This window comes from Salidesulfovibrio onnuriiensis (assembly GCF_008001235.1).
Lineage (GTDB): Bacteria > Desulfobacterota > Desulfovibrionia > Desulfovibrionales > Desulfovibrionaceae > Pseudodesulfovibrio > Pseudodesulfovibrio onnuriiensis.
In genome coordinates this window covers 74,732-89,273 of sequence record NZ_CP040751.1, presented here as the reverse complement: position 1 = coordinate 89,273, position 14,542 = coordinate 74,732, and the positions used below count along the sequence as shown (strand labels likewise).

Annotated in this window: 13 protein-coding genes; 10 read left to right on the top strand and 3 right to left on the bottom strand. The window is 60.8% G+C overall.

Annotated elements, in window-relative coordinates; all coding sequences use genetic code 11:
* Positions 1–32: 32 nt before the first annotated feature.
* Genes FGL65_RS00390 through FGL65_RS00345 form a run of 10 tightly spaced genes read left to right on the top strand, consistent with a single transcriptional unit; the run spans position 33 to position 12,270 of the window.
* On the top strand, positions 33–998 hold the full coding sequence (locus FGL65_RS00390) for a radical SAM/SPASM domain-containing protein (protein WP_147818778.1): 966 nt from the start codon (positions 33–35) through the stop codon (positions 996–998).
* Complete coding sequence (locus tag FGL65_RS00385; protein ID WP_147818776.1) at positions 995–2,755, top strand: ABC transporter ATP-binding protein; 1,761 nt, start codon at positions 995–997, stop codon at positions 2,753–2,755. The genes FGL65_RS00390 and FGL65_RS00385 overlap by 4 nt, the downstream gene beginning before the upstream one ends.
* Positions 2,756–2,783: 28 nt before the next feature.
* Positions 2,784–4,262: a hypothetical protein gene (locus tag FGL65_RS00380; protein ID WP_147818774.1), complete on the top strand. Its 1,479-nt coding sequence runs from the start codon at positions 2,784–2,786 to the stop codon at positions 4,260–4,262.
* Positions 4,263–4,319: 57 nt separating this feature from the next.
* The gene (locus FGL65_RS00375; RefSeq protein ID WP_147818772.1) at positions 4,320–4,910 is read left to right on the top strand and encodes an acyltransferase; all 591 of its coding nucleotides are present in this window, start codon (positions 4,320–4,322) and stop codon (positions 4,908–4,910) included.
* The gene (locus FGL65_RS00370; protein ID WP_147818770.1) at positions 4,907–6,004 is read left to right on the top strand and encodes a glycosyltransferase family 4 protein; all 1,098 of its coding nucleotides are present in this window, start codon (positions 4,907–4,909) and stop codon (positions 6,002–6,004) included. Before FGL65_RS00375 ends, FGL65_RS00370 begins: the two co-directional genes overlap by 4 nt.
* Complete coding sequence (locus FGL65_RS00365) at positions 6,004–6,834, top strand: class I SAM-dependent methyltransferase (protein WP_147818768.1); 831 nt, start codon at positions 6,004–6,006, stop codon at positions 6,832–6,834. The genes FGL65_RS00370 and FGL65_RS00365 overlap by 1 nt, the downstream gene beginning before the upstream one ends.
* 3 nt (positions 6,835–6,837) lie before the next feature.
* Complete coding sequence (asnB, locus tag FGL65_RS00360; RefSeq protein WP_147818766.1) at positions 6,838–8,712, top strand: asparagine synthase (glutamine-hydrolyzing); 1,875 nt, start codon at positions 6,838–6,840, stop codon at positions 8,710–8,712.
* Positions 8,709–9,830, top strand: a complete 1,122-nt coding sequence (locus FGL65_RS00355) for a glycosyltransferase (RefSeq protein ID WP_250645537.1) — start codon at positions 8,709–8,711, stop codon at positions 9,828–9,830. The genes asnB and FGL65_RS00355 overlap by 4 nt, the downstream gene beginning before the upstream one ends.
* Before the next feature lie 38 nt (positions 9,831–9,868).
* A complete protein-coding gene (locus tag FGL65_RS00350) occupies positions 9,869–10,876 on the top strand; it encodes an SGNH/GDSL hydrolase family protein (RefSeq protein ID WP_147818764.1) in 1,008 nt (335 codons plus the stop codon).
* Positions 10,876–12,270: an MBOAT family O-acyltransferase gene (locus FGL65_RS00345; protein WP_147818762.1), complete on the top strand. Its 1,395-nt coding sequence runs from the start codon at positions 10,876–10,878 to the stop codon at positions 12,268–12,270. The genes FGL65_RS00350 and FGL65_RS00345 overlap by 1 nt, the downstream gene beginning before the upstream one ends.
* Positions 12,271–12,273: 3 nt before the next feature.
* On the opposite strand, the gene FGL65_RS00340 is transcribed toward FGL65_RS00345, so the two are convergent.
* The 3 genes from FGL65_RS00340 to FGL65_RS00330 are packed head-to-tail and all read right to left on the bottom strand — an operon-like array spanning position 12,274 to position 14,299.
* Positions 12,274–13,347, bottom strand: coding sequence for an alginate O-acetyltransferase AlgX-related protein (locus FGL65_RS00340; protein WP_147818760.1), 1,074 nt, complete (start codon positions 13,345–13,347; stop codon positions 12,274–12,276).
* A gap of 9 nt (positions 13,348–13,356) precedes the next feature.
* On the bottom strand, positions 13,357–13,617 hold the full coding sequence (locus tag FGL65_RS00335; RefSeq protein ID WP_147818758.1) for a hypothetical protein: 261 nt from the start codon (positions 13,615–13,617) through the stop codon (positions 13,357–13,359).
* Positions 13,618–13,621: 4 nt separating this feature from the next.
* Positions 13,622–14,299 carry a YkgJ family cysteine cluster protein gene (locus FGL65_RS00330; protein WP_147818756.1) on the bottom strand — a complete coding sequence of 226 codons (678 nt, stop codon included), beginning with the start codon at positions 14,297–14,299 and terminating at the stop codon, positions 13,622–13,624.
* Positions 14,300–14,542: the final 243 nt, after the last annotated feature.

Genomic DNA, 14,542 nt, shown 5'->3' with positions numbered 1-14,542 from the left:
TTTGACTGCATGAGACCATACGGAAACCACCAATGAGCAAGACGATGAAAACGCTGAAAAGCGACATACGGAACCTGTGGAATATACATACCGGGAAGGCCATGCTTTCTCCCGGAGACGCCGTGCTGGGAATCCTGATAGAGCCGACGGCCGTCTGCAACCTCCGTTGCCCCTATTGCCCCACCACGGAAAAGAGGCTGACCAGGAGCAACAAGCTCCTTCCCCTCGACACGTTCAACAGGATTGTCGACCTGACCCGGCCCGTGGCCAATCATTACGTCATGAACCTTTACGGCGAACCCATTCTGCATCCTGACATCTTCGAGATGCTGGAGAAGCTGCGCCCCCTGCCCGTCTGGCTGTCCACCAACCTGAATTATTCCGAGGAAAAGGCCAGGAAGCTGGCCTCCATGGATCATTGCAAGGTGATATGTTCCACGGATGGGCACGATGAGGAGAGCTACGGCAGGTACCGCATCGGCGGGGATTTCGAGGTGGTGCGCCGCAATCTTTCCATCCTGGCCTCCGGAAAATGCACGGTCCATCCCCAGTTTCTCATCAATGACGAGAACAGGCCCACCATTCCCCTGCTGGCGGAGTTCTCCCAATCCTGCGGCGTGCCTTCCGACAACATCATCTGGAAGAAGATGAACGTCAACTTCGCCAACCGCATGGATGCCGGCGTCGGCGGGAAGTGCTTTTCCCCATACTGGAACCTGGACTTCACCGCCGACGGCATGCAGATCCCGTGCTGCATGAACGTGCAGAAAGACCTGTTTGTCGAGCATGTCGATAACTTCAGTACGTTGGACGATGTGCTGAACAACCCGGCAATGGTCGAGGTGCGCCGGAATCTGGCCAGGAACAAGAACGTGTACGCGAGTTGCCGTTCGTGTGTGGGCACCCCCTCCTACTGGAGGACGTTCGGGAAGCATCTCGGAGGGGTGGCCGGAGGGGTTGCTTCCAGGCTGCGGTTGCTGAAGGGCGGCTCCCGATGAAATCCTTCATCCTCGACATCCTCGCCCGGAACGGATGGGCAAAGACCCTGTGCATGCTGGTGCTTTTTGCCGTGAGCAGCATTGCCGAGACATCCGGGCTCCTTCTCCTGCTTCCGACCCTCTCCCTTCTGGGGATCGCTGTCGCGGACGGCGGGAGTACGATCATGAGGGTGTACGGGCAGTCCATGGCCTTTCTCGGCATTCCCGTCAATCTCACGTCAACGGTCTGCGTGGTGGTGGTCGCGTTCGCCGTGCAGTATTCGCTGCTGCTGTCGGCCTGGTGGCTGGGATCCAAGCTGCAGCACGATTATCGCGCCTATTGGCGCAACGAGCTGTTTCGCGCCATCTACGGCGCCAAATGGAGTTTTTTCGTCAACCGCAAGTCCGGGGCGATCATGAATGTCTTCTATGCGGAGATAGACAGGATGGGCATGGTCTTCGCCTCGCTGCAGCAGATCTGGTGCTGCATGGTGGGGGCGGTTCTTATCCTGGTTGCGGCGGTGGGGGTTTCCCTGCCCGTCACCCTCGGGCTCATTCTTGCCGGTTGCTGCATCGTGCTTGTGGTCAAGCCTTTTCAGAAGCGGGCATTCCGGCTGGGATGTGCATTGAGTCAGGCCAATTCGAATTTTCAAAGTTCAGGCTACGAATTCTGGTCGGCCGCCAAGTTCTTGAAGGTGTCGGCGGCCGAGGGCAAGGCGGGCGGCCTGTTCGGGAAAGCCGTCGAAGGCATTCGCAAGGTCGGCGTCCCGTACCTGGTGGATCCCGTTATCGTCCGGTGCATATTCGAATTCACCGGCATCATTGTTTTGCTTTTCACCCTGGTTTACGGGACCCGGGAGATGGGGCTCGGCACCGGAGAGGCGGCCATCCTGCTGGCCCTGTTTGTCCGGCTGTACCCGAAGATGAGCCAGATGCTTCAGAGCGTCCAGCTGCTCAAGAGCCTTTTCCCGGGCTATGCGAATACCCTCGAAGTCTACCGCGCCGCCCTTGCGGAGCAGGAGCACACGGGCGAGGGTTCCCTGGAATGGGACGAAGCCCTTCCCGCCGTGGAGTTCAGGGATGTTTCGGTTTCCTACGGAAATACTCCGGTCCTCAAGAACATCACCCTGTCCATTCCCCAGGGGGCCTTTGTGGCCATTGCCGGGGCGTCCGGAGCCGGGAAGTCCACCCTGGTCGATACGGTCATGGGGCTGGTGGATGCCGGTTCCGGAGAGGTGCTGGTCAACGGTAAAAGTCTTTCAGGAATTTCTCTTGGCTCCTGGCGCAGGGTGGTCGGATACGTGGGGCAGGAGAGCCTGCTCTTCAACGCCAGCATCATGGAGAACATGCGCTGGGGCGATGAAACCGCCACGGATGAGGAGATTGTCCAGGCGGCCCGGAAGGCCCATGCCCACGAATTTGTTCAGTCCCTGGAACAGGGCTATGAAACGGCCGTGGGCGACAGGGGAGTGAAACTGTCGGGCGGTCAGAAACAGCGCATCGGCCTGGGGCGCGCCCTGCTGGGCGAGAAGAGACTTCTCATCCTCGACGAGGCCACCAGCGCCCTTGACTCCGAGTCCGAGCGCGAGGTCATGAAGAACGTGGAGGAACTTCACGGCGAGTTGTCCATATTGGCCATTGCCCACCGGCTGTCCACCATCCGCAAGGCGGACTGGGTCTACTACCTGGAGGACGGGCGGATCATCGAGCAGGGAAGTTTCGAGGATCTGTTGAAAATGAACGGACGATTCGCCGCAATGTGGGCCATGCAGTCCTAGCCTGACGGCGCTAGGATTCGGAGAACGAATGGACGTATTGATGATCGTGCAACTGCTGCTGGGGACGCTGCTCTTCTTCGGATGCCGCCTCCTCCCGCTCTGGAAGGCCCAGACCAGGGGGCCCGACGCCCATTACTTTCTTCTCTGTTCGGAAGTGTTCCGGAAGGAAAGACGGCTGCCCATCAAGGTCCCGGGGATATTTCTTCTGGAGGATGAGGTTCAGAATTATCCTCCCATGTTCACGGTGTTCATCAGCCTCTTCCCGCCGTCCTGGCTCCGGAAGTACTATTGGGTCATCAATCATCTTCTGGACTATGTGATCGCCATGGGGCTGTGGGGCGGCGTTTTTCTCCTGGGCGGGCCCCTGCCCGCCTGGATCGCCCTGGTGCTGTACGCCACGTCTCCCCAACTGATGAGCGAATACCAGTGCATGACGTCCCGCCCGCTGGCGAGCTTCGTGTTTTTCTCCTTTCTGTTCACCGCCTGGCTCGCCGTTTCCTTTTCCTGGGTGTGGTATGTCCCCGCCCTGATCCTGGGCGTGCTCCTGGTCCTCACGCACAAGCTGACCATGCAGCTGTGCTGGTTCCTGCTTCCCTTCCTCACCCTGGCGCAGGGGGAATGGGGGTGGTTCCTGCTGCTGCCCGGCGCATATCTCGGGGCGTTCCTCGTGGGCGGGAAGCAGTTTGTCCAGCTCATGGAGGCCCACCTGCAGTACATACGGTTCTGGTCGAGAAACTGGAAGCGAATGAGCGGCCATCAGGTCAGGCATTCCCCGGTCTACGGGGATCCGGACAACCTTCGGGGTCTGTTCTACAATGCCAGGGGGTGGCGGATGCTGGCCCTGAATGTGCGCCGGATGCTCATCAGTTCCCTCTGGGTCGTTCCGGCCGCTGTGGCCGCTTGCGTTCTCACGGGCCCTGTACAGGGTCTCCTTGCGCAGATCATGTTCGCAACGTTTTTCTTCGGACTTGCGACGCTCGTCTTCCCCTGGCTTCGCGGCATAGGAGACGGGACCAAGTACATCAAGTACGCTTTGCCTCCGATGATGGCCCTGTGTGCCCTCGGGATCAGCGCGGGCTCCTTCCCGGTCGCGGCCCTGAGCCTGCTGGTGGGCGTCTGGCATTTTCGTCATCTGTTTCTCGCGGTCCGAAGCCTTGACGACAAGACGGCTCCCTCGGGCATCATCAGCGATGATTTCGCCGTCATCGTGGAGGCCGTCAAGGGGCTCGAAGGGGCCAGGGTCATGGCCCTTCCGTCCTCTTACAGCGACTATCTGGCCTATACCACGCGCAAGGCCATCTTTCAGGGCGGGCACTCTTCCGGCGTGGACCGCATTGAGCCCTGGTTTCCGGTGTTTCTCGAACGCGTGGAGACGCTGGCGGCAAGGCATGGCCTGACTCACCTGGTGCTGGACAGGGACTATGCCTCCCTGGAGGAACTCGGTCTGGAAGGATTGCAACGGCTCGTCAGGAGCGGACCTTTTGAACTTTACGCCTTCGGGAAGTAGGATGAGGAACACTGTGGAGCGAACAGTCGATCGCATTGACGAGTCGGGGAGGAAAAAATGAAGATGGAGTCAGTGGTTCGGATGCCGTTGGAGCTCCTGCAGGCCTTTGCACGGTGCGTACCCGGCCGGCTCGGGGTTTTTCTGCGCCGCAATGCCTACCGGCCCTTCATGGCGGACGGACGGATGTTTGAAATAGAGTCGGGCGTGTTCATCGACAGGCTATCCAATCTTTCCCTGGGAAACGGCGTGGTCATAGAGAGCAACTGTTCCCTGTACTGCTGCAATTCGGCCATGTCGATAGGCAGCAACTGCTACCTGAACAAGAACGTGCGGCTGGGCTCCTGCGGGGACGCGCCACTGACGCTCGGCAACGAGGTGATGGTGGGTCCCAACGTGGTTATGGACACCTCGAACCACGTGTTCGCCCGCACGGACCGGTCCATCAAGTCCCAGGGGCTGGTTTTCGCTCCCATTGTGGTGGAGGACGACGTTTGGATTGGCGCCAACGTCGTGGTCACCAGCGGCGCGACCATAGGCAGGGGCAGCGTCGTGGCCGCAGGCGCGGTGGTCACGCGGGATGTGGAACCCTATTCGGTGGTCGGGGGCGTTCCGGCCAGACTGATCCGCAAGCGGGATGTGAATCGATGAAGAAGATCGTGCTGGTCATATCCTCCCTGTCCATGGGAGGGGCGGAATCCGTGCTGGCATGGCTGGCCGCGGGCCTGCATGGTCAGGGGCTTCGGGTGACCGTCCTGACTCTGGACGACGGAAGCGTCCCCCCGTTCTACCCGTTGCCGGAGGCGGTGGCCCTTAGGCCGCTGGGGCTGGCTGGCCGATCCCCGAACATCGTCGGCGCCCTGCTGAGCAACTGGAAGCGCATCAGGGCCCTGCGTTCCGCTATTGTTTCCGAATCTCCGGATGTGGTCGTCAGCTTTATGGAGCAGACCAACGTACTGACTCTTTTGGCTGCCGGCCGGAAATACCCGGTGGTTGTTTCCGAACGGGTGCATCCGATGCATTCCGTGGGTCGATTGTGGGACTGGTTGCGCCGCAGAACCTATGGCAGGGCGGCGGCCCTGGTGGTGCAGACCGAAAGCATCGGCAGGGAATATGGTTGGTTGCGCCGGGCGTTCGTATCGGTCATTCCGAACGCGGCGCTTGCTCCGCAACCGGGGGAACCTTCCGTGCGGATTGAAAGGCCGGCCATTGTGGCCATGGGACGCCTTCACGCGCAAAAAGGCTTTGATCTCTTGTTGCGGGCCTTTGCCGGTCTGGCGGATGAATATCCCGAATGGTCCGTAGTCGTGTTCGGCGAAGGCCGGGAGCGGGGGCTGCTGGAAGCTCTGGCCCGAGAGCTCGGTGTTCAGGGACGTGTCTCCTTTCCCGGACGCACGTCCACGCCGCATGCGGATTTGTCGCAGGGGGACGTCTTTGTATTGTCCTCCCGTTTTGAAGGATTTCCCAACGTCCTTGCCGAGGCCATGGCTGCGGGGCTGCCGTGCATTGCGGCCGATTGCCCCGGAGGGCCTGCGGATCTGATAACCGACGGCAAGGACGGCTTGCTTGTCCGGGCAAACGATGTGAATGACCTTCGCGGGGCGTTGGGTGTGCTGCTTGGCGATCGGGCCTTGCGCGAACGGCTGGCCTCCAGCGGAAGGATGATCACTGAACGGTTCCGCGAGGAAAAGGTCCTGGAGCTTTGGATTCAATGTTTCAAAAACGCTATTGGAGCGAGGGGTTGATGCAGGAAAGTACGAACGACATGCCCTTGGAAGAGCGTTTCGCTTTTGGGCAGAACTGGTCTAAATTCATCGCAAACCTGAGCCCGGAACAGATTGGCGACGCCAGGTCTTCCATACTCGCTCGATTCCCCGACGGGCTCGAGGGAAAGACCTTTTTGGATATTGGTTGCGGCAGCGGGCTGTTCTCGCTCGCGGCCAGGGATCTGGGAGCAAGGGTGGTTTCCTTTGACTTCGACCCGAATTCCGTGGAATGCGCCAGATATCTCAAGGAGCGCTTTCATCCCGGGGATGATTCCTGGGAGATTTTCCAGGGGTCCGTTCTCAATGACGCGGCGATGGCCGATTTGGGCCGGTTCGACATTGTTTACTCCTGGGGGGTGCTGCATCACACCGGTGAAATGTGGCACGCGATGGAGAACGCCGTTTCGCGCGTCGCGCCGGGCGGAAGCCTTTTCATTGCCATATACAACGATCAGGGCGGTTATTCGGAGTTGTGGAGGGCGATCAAGAAATTGTATGTCAAATCTCCTGAATGGGCTCGTACTCTTCTCTGCCTGATGACCTTTTTCTTCTACGAGGGGCGCTCTCTCCTTATCCAGATTGCAAGGCTGCGAAATCCTTTCAAGTACCTGATGAACAGGCGGCAGCAGCGGGGCATGTCCATCTGGACCGATGTCCGGGATTGGGTCGGTGGGTATCCCTTTGAAGTCGCCAAGCCCGAGGCCATATTCGAATACTGCAGGAATCGCGGCTTCGAGCTGGACTGGTTGAAAACCAACGGCGGAGGCATTGCCTGCAACGAATATGTCTTCAAAAAAAAGACTGTGTAAATTATGTGCGGAATAACTGGGCTGTTTTCGTTTGATCCGTCTCCGGGGGAAACGGTTCTCCGGGCCATGACCGATGCTCTTGTTCATCGCGGACCGGACGATTCCGATGTGTGGCTCGACCCCGAGGCCGGAGTCGGGCTGGGGCATCGGCGTCTTTCCATCCTGGACGTCTCCTCCCTGGGGCGACAGCCCATGTCTTCCGCCTGCGGCCGGTTCGTCATCGCCTACAACGGCGAGGTCTACAACCACATGGACCTGCGCCGCGAATTGCCGGACTACCCCTACAAATCCACCTCGGATACGGAAACCATCCTGGCGGCTGTTGCGGCCTGGGGGCTGGAGGCCGCCCTGGAGCGTTTCGTGGGCATGTTCGCCATGGCCCTGTGGGACAGGCAGGAACGAAAGCTTTTCCTGGTGCGCGACAGGCTGGGCATCAAACCCCTGTACTACTCTCCCGCCGGTCGCGGCTGGGTGTTCGGCTCCGAACTCAAGGCCCTCAAGGCGCATCCCGAGTTCGTTCCTTCCATCGATCGTGACGCCCTGTCTCTCTATTTCAGGCACAATTTCATTCCCGCCCCATATTCCATCTACCGGGGATGCCGCAAGGTCATGCCCGGCGAGATCGTGACCCTTTCCGCAGCGGGCGAAGATTTCAAGCGGTATTGGGACGCCGCTTCCGTATGGGGCCGGGGGAGCGCCGCGCAACTGGAGTGCTCGTCGCAGGAAGCAGTAGAGCAGTTGGAGGCCCTGCTTTCCGATGCGGTCTCCCAGCGCATGCTTTCCGACGTTCCGCTGGGGGCGTTCCTGTCCGGCGGCATCGATTCCTCCACGGTGGTGGCGCTGATGCAGGCGGACAGCGGCCGTCCGGTCAAGACCTTTTCCATTGGATTCGGGGTGGAGGAATTCGACGAGGCGAAACACGCCAGCGCCGTGGCCGCGCACCTGGGCACGGACCACACCGAGCTGTACGTCACGCCGGACGACCTGCTTCGGGTCATCCCGGACCTGCCCCGGTACTGGGACGAGCCCTTTGCCGATTCCTCGCAGATTCCCACCTACATCCTGAGCCGCCTGACCCGGGAGCATGTGACGGTTTCCCTGTCCGGCGACGGGGGGGATGAACTTTTTTGCGGCTATGACCGCTATTTCTGGACCGAAAAGGTCTGGCGGGCCATGAATCGGGTTCCCGTCTGGATGCGCGGGCTTCTGGCGGGGACCGCCTCGCTGCTGCCCCTGCGCAGCTTCGACCTTCTGGGCGTCTTCGGCAAGAAGGTGAGCTGGAGGCTGGATGCCCTGCGCGCTTCGGATTGCAGGGAATTGTATCGCTATTTCACCTCCCACTTCAAAAGGCCAGACGAATTCGTGCTTGGGGCGCGGGAGCCGGCCACCCCCTTTTCGGCCCTGGCCTGGGACGACGACCGGTGGAAGAACATGAGTCTCTACGACATCATGGGCTATCTGCCGGACGACATTCTGACCAAGGTGGACAGGGCCAGCATGGCCGCGAGCCTGGAGGCCCGCGTGCCGATCCTGGACCACAGGGTGGTGGAGTTCGCCGCTCGCGTGCCGCAGAACCTCAAGGTCCGGGACGGCAAGAGCAAATGGCTGCTGCGACAGGTGCTGTACAAGCACGTGCCCAGGGAAATCGTGGAGCGTCCCAAGATGGGCTTCGGCGTGCCCATCCGCGAGTGGCTGCGCGGGCCGCTTCGCCAATGGGCTTCGGACCTGCTCGCCGAGGAGTGCGTCAGGGCCGACGGATATATTGATCACGCCATGGTCTCCCGGATGTGGCGCGAGTATCTGGGCGGTCAGGATCACTGGAGCTACTACCTGTGGGATGTGCTCATGTTCCAGGCCTGGCTGCGGGAGGCGGAGTGAGCGGAAGACGGCGCATGCGTATCCTGTTCCTGATCCCGTCGCTTGAGGTGGGCGGGGCCGAAACCCAGCTGGTTCATGCGGCCAACGGCTTGGCCGCGCGCGGCCACGAGGTGTCCGTGGCCGTGCATTACCCCGGCGGCGCGCTGGAACGTCGTCTGGAGAATGTCCGGGTCATCCAGCTTCACAAGGCCGGGAGATGGGACCTTCCGTTTTTTTCCTTCCGGCTGGTCCGCGCCGTGCGTTCCTTCGGGCCCGACGCGGTCTGTTCGTTCCTTGGCACCCCGAACATACTTGCCGCCGCCCTGAGGCCGCTCCTGCGTCCCGCGCGCATCGTCTGGTCCGTGCGTTCCTCGGACATGGATCTTTCCCGGTACGGTTGGGCCTCTCGGCTGGGGGCCTGGCTCGAGATTCGTCTTTCTCCGCTTGCGGACCGCATCATGGTCAATTCGCAGGCCGGGAAGGGGCACGCCCTGTCTCGGGGCATGGACGGGAGCAATATGCTTGTTGTGCCGAACGGGTTCGACGTGGACCGGTTTGCACCCGACCCGGAGGCGGGAAGGGCGCTGCGGCGCGAGTTGAGGGTCCCGGGAAACGCTTTTCTGGTGGGGCTGGTGGCCCGGCTTGATCCCATGAAGGATCATGGAACGTTCTTCAAGGCCGCCGAATTGGCCGCGCAGCAGGATGAAACCCTGCGCTTTGCCTGTGTGGGCGACGGCCCCCTGCGGGAAGAGCTTGCGGAATGCGGTCCCGCCCTTGCCCTCGGAGAGCGTCTGATATGGGCCGGACCCCGTGCCGACATGCCCGCGGTCTACAACGCCCTGGATCTGTGCTGTCTTTCCTCCATGACGGAGGGCTTTCCCAATGTGCTGGGCGAAGCCATGGCCTGCGGCACTCCCTGCGTGACCACGGATGTGGGGGATGCTGCTCATCTGGTGGGGGATTGCGGGCTTGTGGTGCCCCCCCGGAGCCCCGAGGCCCTTGCCCGGGGGATGCTGGACATGACGGCCCGAATCCGCGCGGGGCAGGCGGGGGATCCGCGTGCCCGCATCGTGGAGCGGTTTTCCCTGTCGCGCATGTTCGAATCCATTGAATCCCTATTGAGCAAGGTTCTGCGATGAGAGGCATGTCGGGCATAGTGCTTCGCTGGGGAGGGGGATTGCTGTTTTCCTTTCTCTTCATCTGGGCGGTGAGCGCATTTTTTCTCAACAGCATCACCCCGGTTGTGTGGGACGACGTACTGCAAGGGTATGTCCGCAAGCCCGGCACCACGGTGCACTGGCGAAGCGAGGGGTGGGCCGACATCCCCGTGGGCGACATGGGACTGGACGCACACGACGCGGTGTTGCTGCTGTCCGATCGGCCTTGTTTCGTTCTCTGGGGAGATTCCCACGTGGACGCCGTCCAGGTCCCGAGCGGCGACAGGGCCGTTGCCCGCTTCAATGCCGGGAATCCGGCCTTGAAGGCGGTTGCCGTGGGCGGCGGCGGGCTGAATGTGGCGGACTACTACTACCGGATCCCCCGGTTACAGGGGAAGTTTCCCAATATCAGGGGCAACGTGATCCTGATCTCGGGAATGGAGGATGTGCTTCCGGGCAGGCATGTGGACTGCCACAGCCGCTTTTTGACCGACCCATGGCGGTTCGAGGAATCCCTGTGCGAGCCTTCGCGGCTGGCTCTGGACTACGCCCCGCTTGTGTATGAGTTGCGCCTCGGTTTTCTGCATGCGGCGTATCGGGAGATCAAGGACCAGGACCTCCGTTTTGCCTGCGGCCCGCAAACGGCCGAAGCCGGCGGTCCCGTGGGCGTGAGCCGCAGTGAGGAGGCCCCGGACAAGGCCTGGGATTTTATGTTGGAGGAACTGAAAGCCGTGGGGCGGGGCTGGCTGGCCTTCATCTACATTCCCGAGGCAACGCCGAGAATCGGCGGGAACAGCGTGCGGGACGAGGACCGCGATGCGCACCTGATGCGCCGTTTTCAGGCGCTGTGCAAGCGAAAGGGCGTCGGGTTCATCGACCTGTCCGCTGACTTCGTGCGCCTCTACCGGAAAAAAGGCCTTTTCCCTCGCGGCTTTTCCAATTCCCGGCCCGGCGCGGGGCATCTGAATGAACATGGGCATGCGCTGGTGGCCGAGGCCCTGGGAAAGCTGCTGGAGGGAAAAGAGTAATGTTGTTTTCCTCTTTGGAATTCCTGATATTCTTCCTTTGCGTCTGCGGCTTTCTCGCCTTGGTCCGGAGCAACACGAGCCGCAAGCTCTTTCTGTTGGCGGCCAGCTATTACTTCTATGCCTATTGGGATTACCGTTTCCTGTCCCTCATTCTGCTCTCCACCCTGACCGACTATTGCGTGGGTCGGGCGCTGGAGATCACGGAAGACAAGGGAAAACGCAGATGGCTGCTGGTGGCCAGCCTTGTGGTCAACCTCGGCCTGCTGGGCTATTTCAAGTACTGCAACTTCTTTATCGAGTCCGCAGCGCCTTTGCTGGAGAAGGTGGGGCTGCACGCCGGAACCCTGGACATCATCCTGCCCGTGGGCATCTCCTTTTACACCTTCCAGACTCTGTCCTACACCATAGACGTGTACCGGCGGAAAATGCCCGTGTGCAGGTCCCTGTTCGACTTCGCATTGTTCGTGGCCTTTTTCCCGCAGCTGGTGGCTGGGCCCATCGTGCGCGCCGCGCATTTCCTGCCGCAGCTCGCACTGGCCAGGCCGCTGAACCGGGATGACCTCTACGAGGGCTTTCGGCGGTTCACCTTCGGTCTGACCAAGAAGGTTTTTCTGGCGGACCGGCTGGCCATGTACGTGGATTTCGTGTTCGAAAATTCCGCTTTGATGGACACGTCCACCCTCTGGCTGGGCGTGGTCGCCTACACGCTCCAGATCTATTTCGATTTTTCCGGGTATTCGGACATGGCCATCGGCGCGGCCCGTATGATGGGATACGATCTGGGAGAGAACTTCAACTTTCCGTACCTGTCGCGCAGTTTTTCCGAATTCTGGAGGCGCTGGCACATTTCGCTTTCCTCCTGGGTGCGCGACTATCTGTACATCCCCCTTGGGGGGAATCGGGGAGGAGCGGCCAGGACCAGCCTGAATCTGATGCTGACCATGCTGCTCATGGGCCTCTGGCACGGCGCCGCCTGGACCTTTGTCTTCTGGGGCGGCTTGCACGGGCTGGGCCTGGTGACGGAACGTCTCGTGTTCGGCAAGGAATCGATCCGGCCTCCCCATACCCTGGTCAGCGGGTTGCTCGGCTGGGGCTATACCATACTCGTGGCCGTGGTTGGTTGGGTCTTTTTCCGGGCCCAGAGCTTCGGGGCGGCCTGGACCATCCTGGAAGGCATGTTCGTTCCCCGGTCGGGCGTGATCTGGATACACCCCTTTGTGGCGGCGGTGGTGGCCGGAACGGCCCTGCTGCACATGGCCAAAGGGCTGGCCAGGACCGATTGGCTGCTCACGAAAAAGGGCTGGTATACGCCAGCCCTGCTGTTCAGCCTGCTCTGGCTGGTGGTGATCTTCTATCCCACGGGTTTCACCCCGTTCATCTATTTCCAGTTCTGATGCCTATCGAATCAGGCCGCTTTGAATAACCGCCTCTGCCGCCACCTGGTGCCCCAGGTTGTTCCAGTGGCCGTCTTTGGGGAATTCGAATGGCTGGCCGTGCGTGTCGTAGTGGGCCATGAACCGGGGCTGCATGTCTATGAGGCTGAAGCCGAGCCGCACAGCCTCTTTTGAAAGATGGTTGCGCATCTGGTCGACAAAGCTGCCTTCCGCCTTTTTCAGCGTATCCGCGGCGTAGAGATGGGGGCGCATGCCGTCCAGCAACAGGATGATGTCCTTGGGGGGCAGGCCTGAGTATGCAGGCGCCAGCCTGAGGAACTCGTCTATGGCCTTGAGGGAATCGTCCCGGCGTTGCCGTGAAACTTGCGCGGCTGTCTGTCCCACGAATTGCTCCGCCTTTTTGTCGAGGCTTTGAATGCGATGGAGCAGGGTCTGCATCTGCGCGTTGGTGACCATGTAGCGGGCCAGCATGGAATGGCGCAGGACGCGCACCGGCAGCGAGGGATGATAGTCGGTCCTGACCAGGTCCAGGGTACCGGTTCCGTCTTCCGCAAAGTAGTGAAATCCTCCGCTGCTCTTGTACTTGAGCAGGCTTTCGTCAAAGTCGTTGCCCACGATGACGAAGACCATCCTGGCCGGGTGGAATTCATCCCGGGCATAGCGGGCATAGGCGAGATACTGGGAGAGCGGCGCCCCGGACATGCCGAAGCTGTATACCCGCCACTGCTGTTCCAGTTCCCTGGCCAAGCGCCCCTGCACGGTTTCCTGATAGGGGATCATGGCCGCTTCCACATAGCTGTCGCCGATGACGGCCAGCAGCGGGAGCCGGCCTTTCGGGTCGTAGTCCTGGTCGTTGAGGAACCCGTAGTTGTTGGAATGGACCGTGTTGACCATGGAGAAGTCGGCGAAGCGGGACCAGGTCGAGGTGCGGTTCGGCTTGAAGTGGGCAATGGGATGGGCTTCATCCACGGGCTGGGTGAGCAGGCCCTCGTTGACCGGCAGTAAGCGCAGGCCTCCTTCCAAGAGAAGGAGGCAGCAGGCGATGGAAGCGATGATGGTCAGCAGGTTTTTGAGCATGCCGCCCGGTTACCCCTCGTCCTCGATGAGCCGCTTGGCCACGGCCAAGTCATACAGCGCCAGGGGATTCCGGTCCGTGCCGCGCTCCTTGTACTTTTCCGCCGCGGCCTCGATGACCGCATAGGGCAGCCAACCGTGCTTTTCCCATGCCTCGGGGTGGTAGGGGTTCCAGAGCCGGAATTCAACCTGCCCCTGGTTTTCGCGCACGTACATGCGGGTGCCTGGATCCTGCAGGGACGGGGTGTAGTAGATGCCGCGTTCGTCTTTCATATCATTATTGTCCTTTGGGTATTTTCCGGAAAACCATTTTGCCGCCCTTTTCGATGTTGACGGCTGTCGCGAATTGGCGGAGCAGGGTGCGCACCGGGCGGCCGAAGAAGAAGTCCATTCCCTCCGGATCCATGCCGCTTTTTTCGGGCACCAGCTTCCTGATTTCGTCGTCGTAGCGCACCATGTGGGCCAGGCGCTCCGCTGCTTCGGCATCGCCCGTTGTCGCCGGAGTGGCCAGCCGGGCGATCTCTTCGGCCGGACACTGCCGTTCATGCTCGTCGATGAGCTCCAGCAGGGGGTGCCCCTGGGGGATCAGGTCCCTGCGGGAAATCCGTTCATGGGTGTAGACCTCGTAGAGTTCCTCGGGGGCCCGGCAGTTCAGGGCGCGGCATTCCGAGGGGCGGTGCTCGTAGATGGTGCACATGGCCGCCTCATTGCTGTAGAAGGTGCAGGTCCAGGTGCCCTGGCTGCCCTTGAGCTTGAGGAGTTCCTCCTTGAGGGGCGCGAAGCTGTTCGTGACCTGGTCGTAGGCATGCTCGCCCCGGCGCAGGGTCACGATGTGAACCAGGTCCGGCCCCTGGCCCGAACGGATGATTTCCAGGTCTTCCACATGCAGCGCGGGGCCGCCTTCCCGGCAGCAGTTGCCGCACTGTTTGCAGGTATTTTTGTTTTGGGTGTCCATTTTTCAGAGGTGCTTGATAGGATATCGGTTTTGGGGTATCGGTTTTTCAACCTTCAATTTTGCCGATCATGTCCAGAGGTGGATACTCTGCATGCCGATCATTGGCAAGCCTCGGCTACTTGCGCATTAATGCACAAGGTCGATCTTCTTTATAGACAAAGGGTTTCCGGGGTTTTAAGGGTTGACACGCGCGGGGAACGTCCATTACATTGGGCACCCTGCGTATCTAACGAATTATGGGGT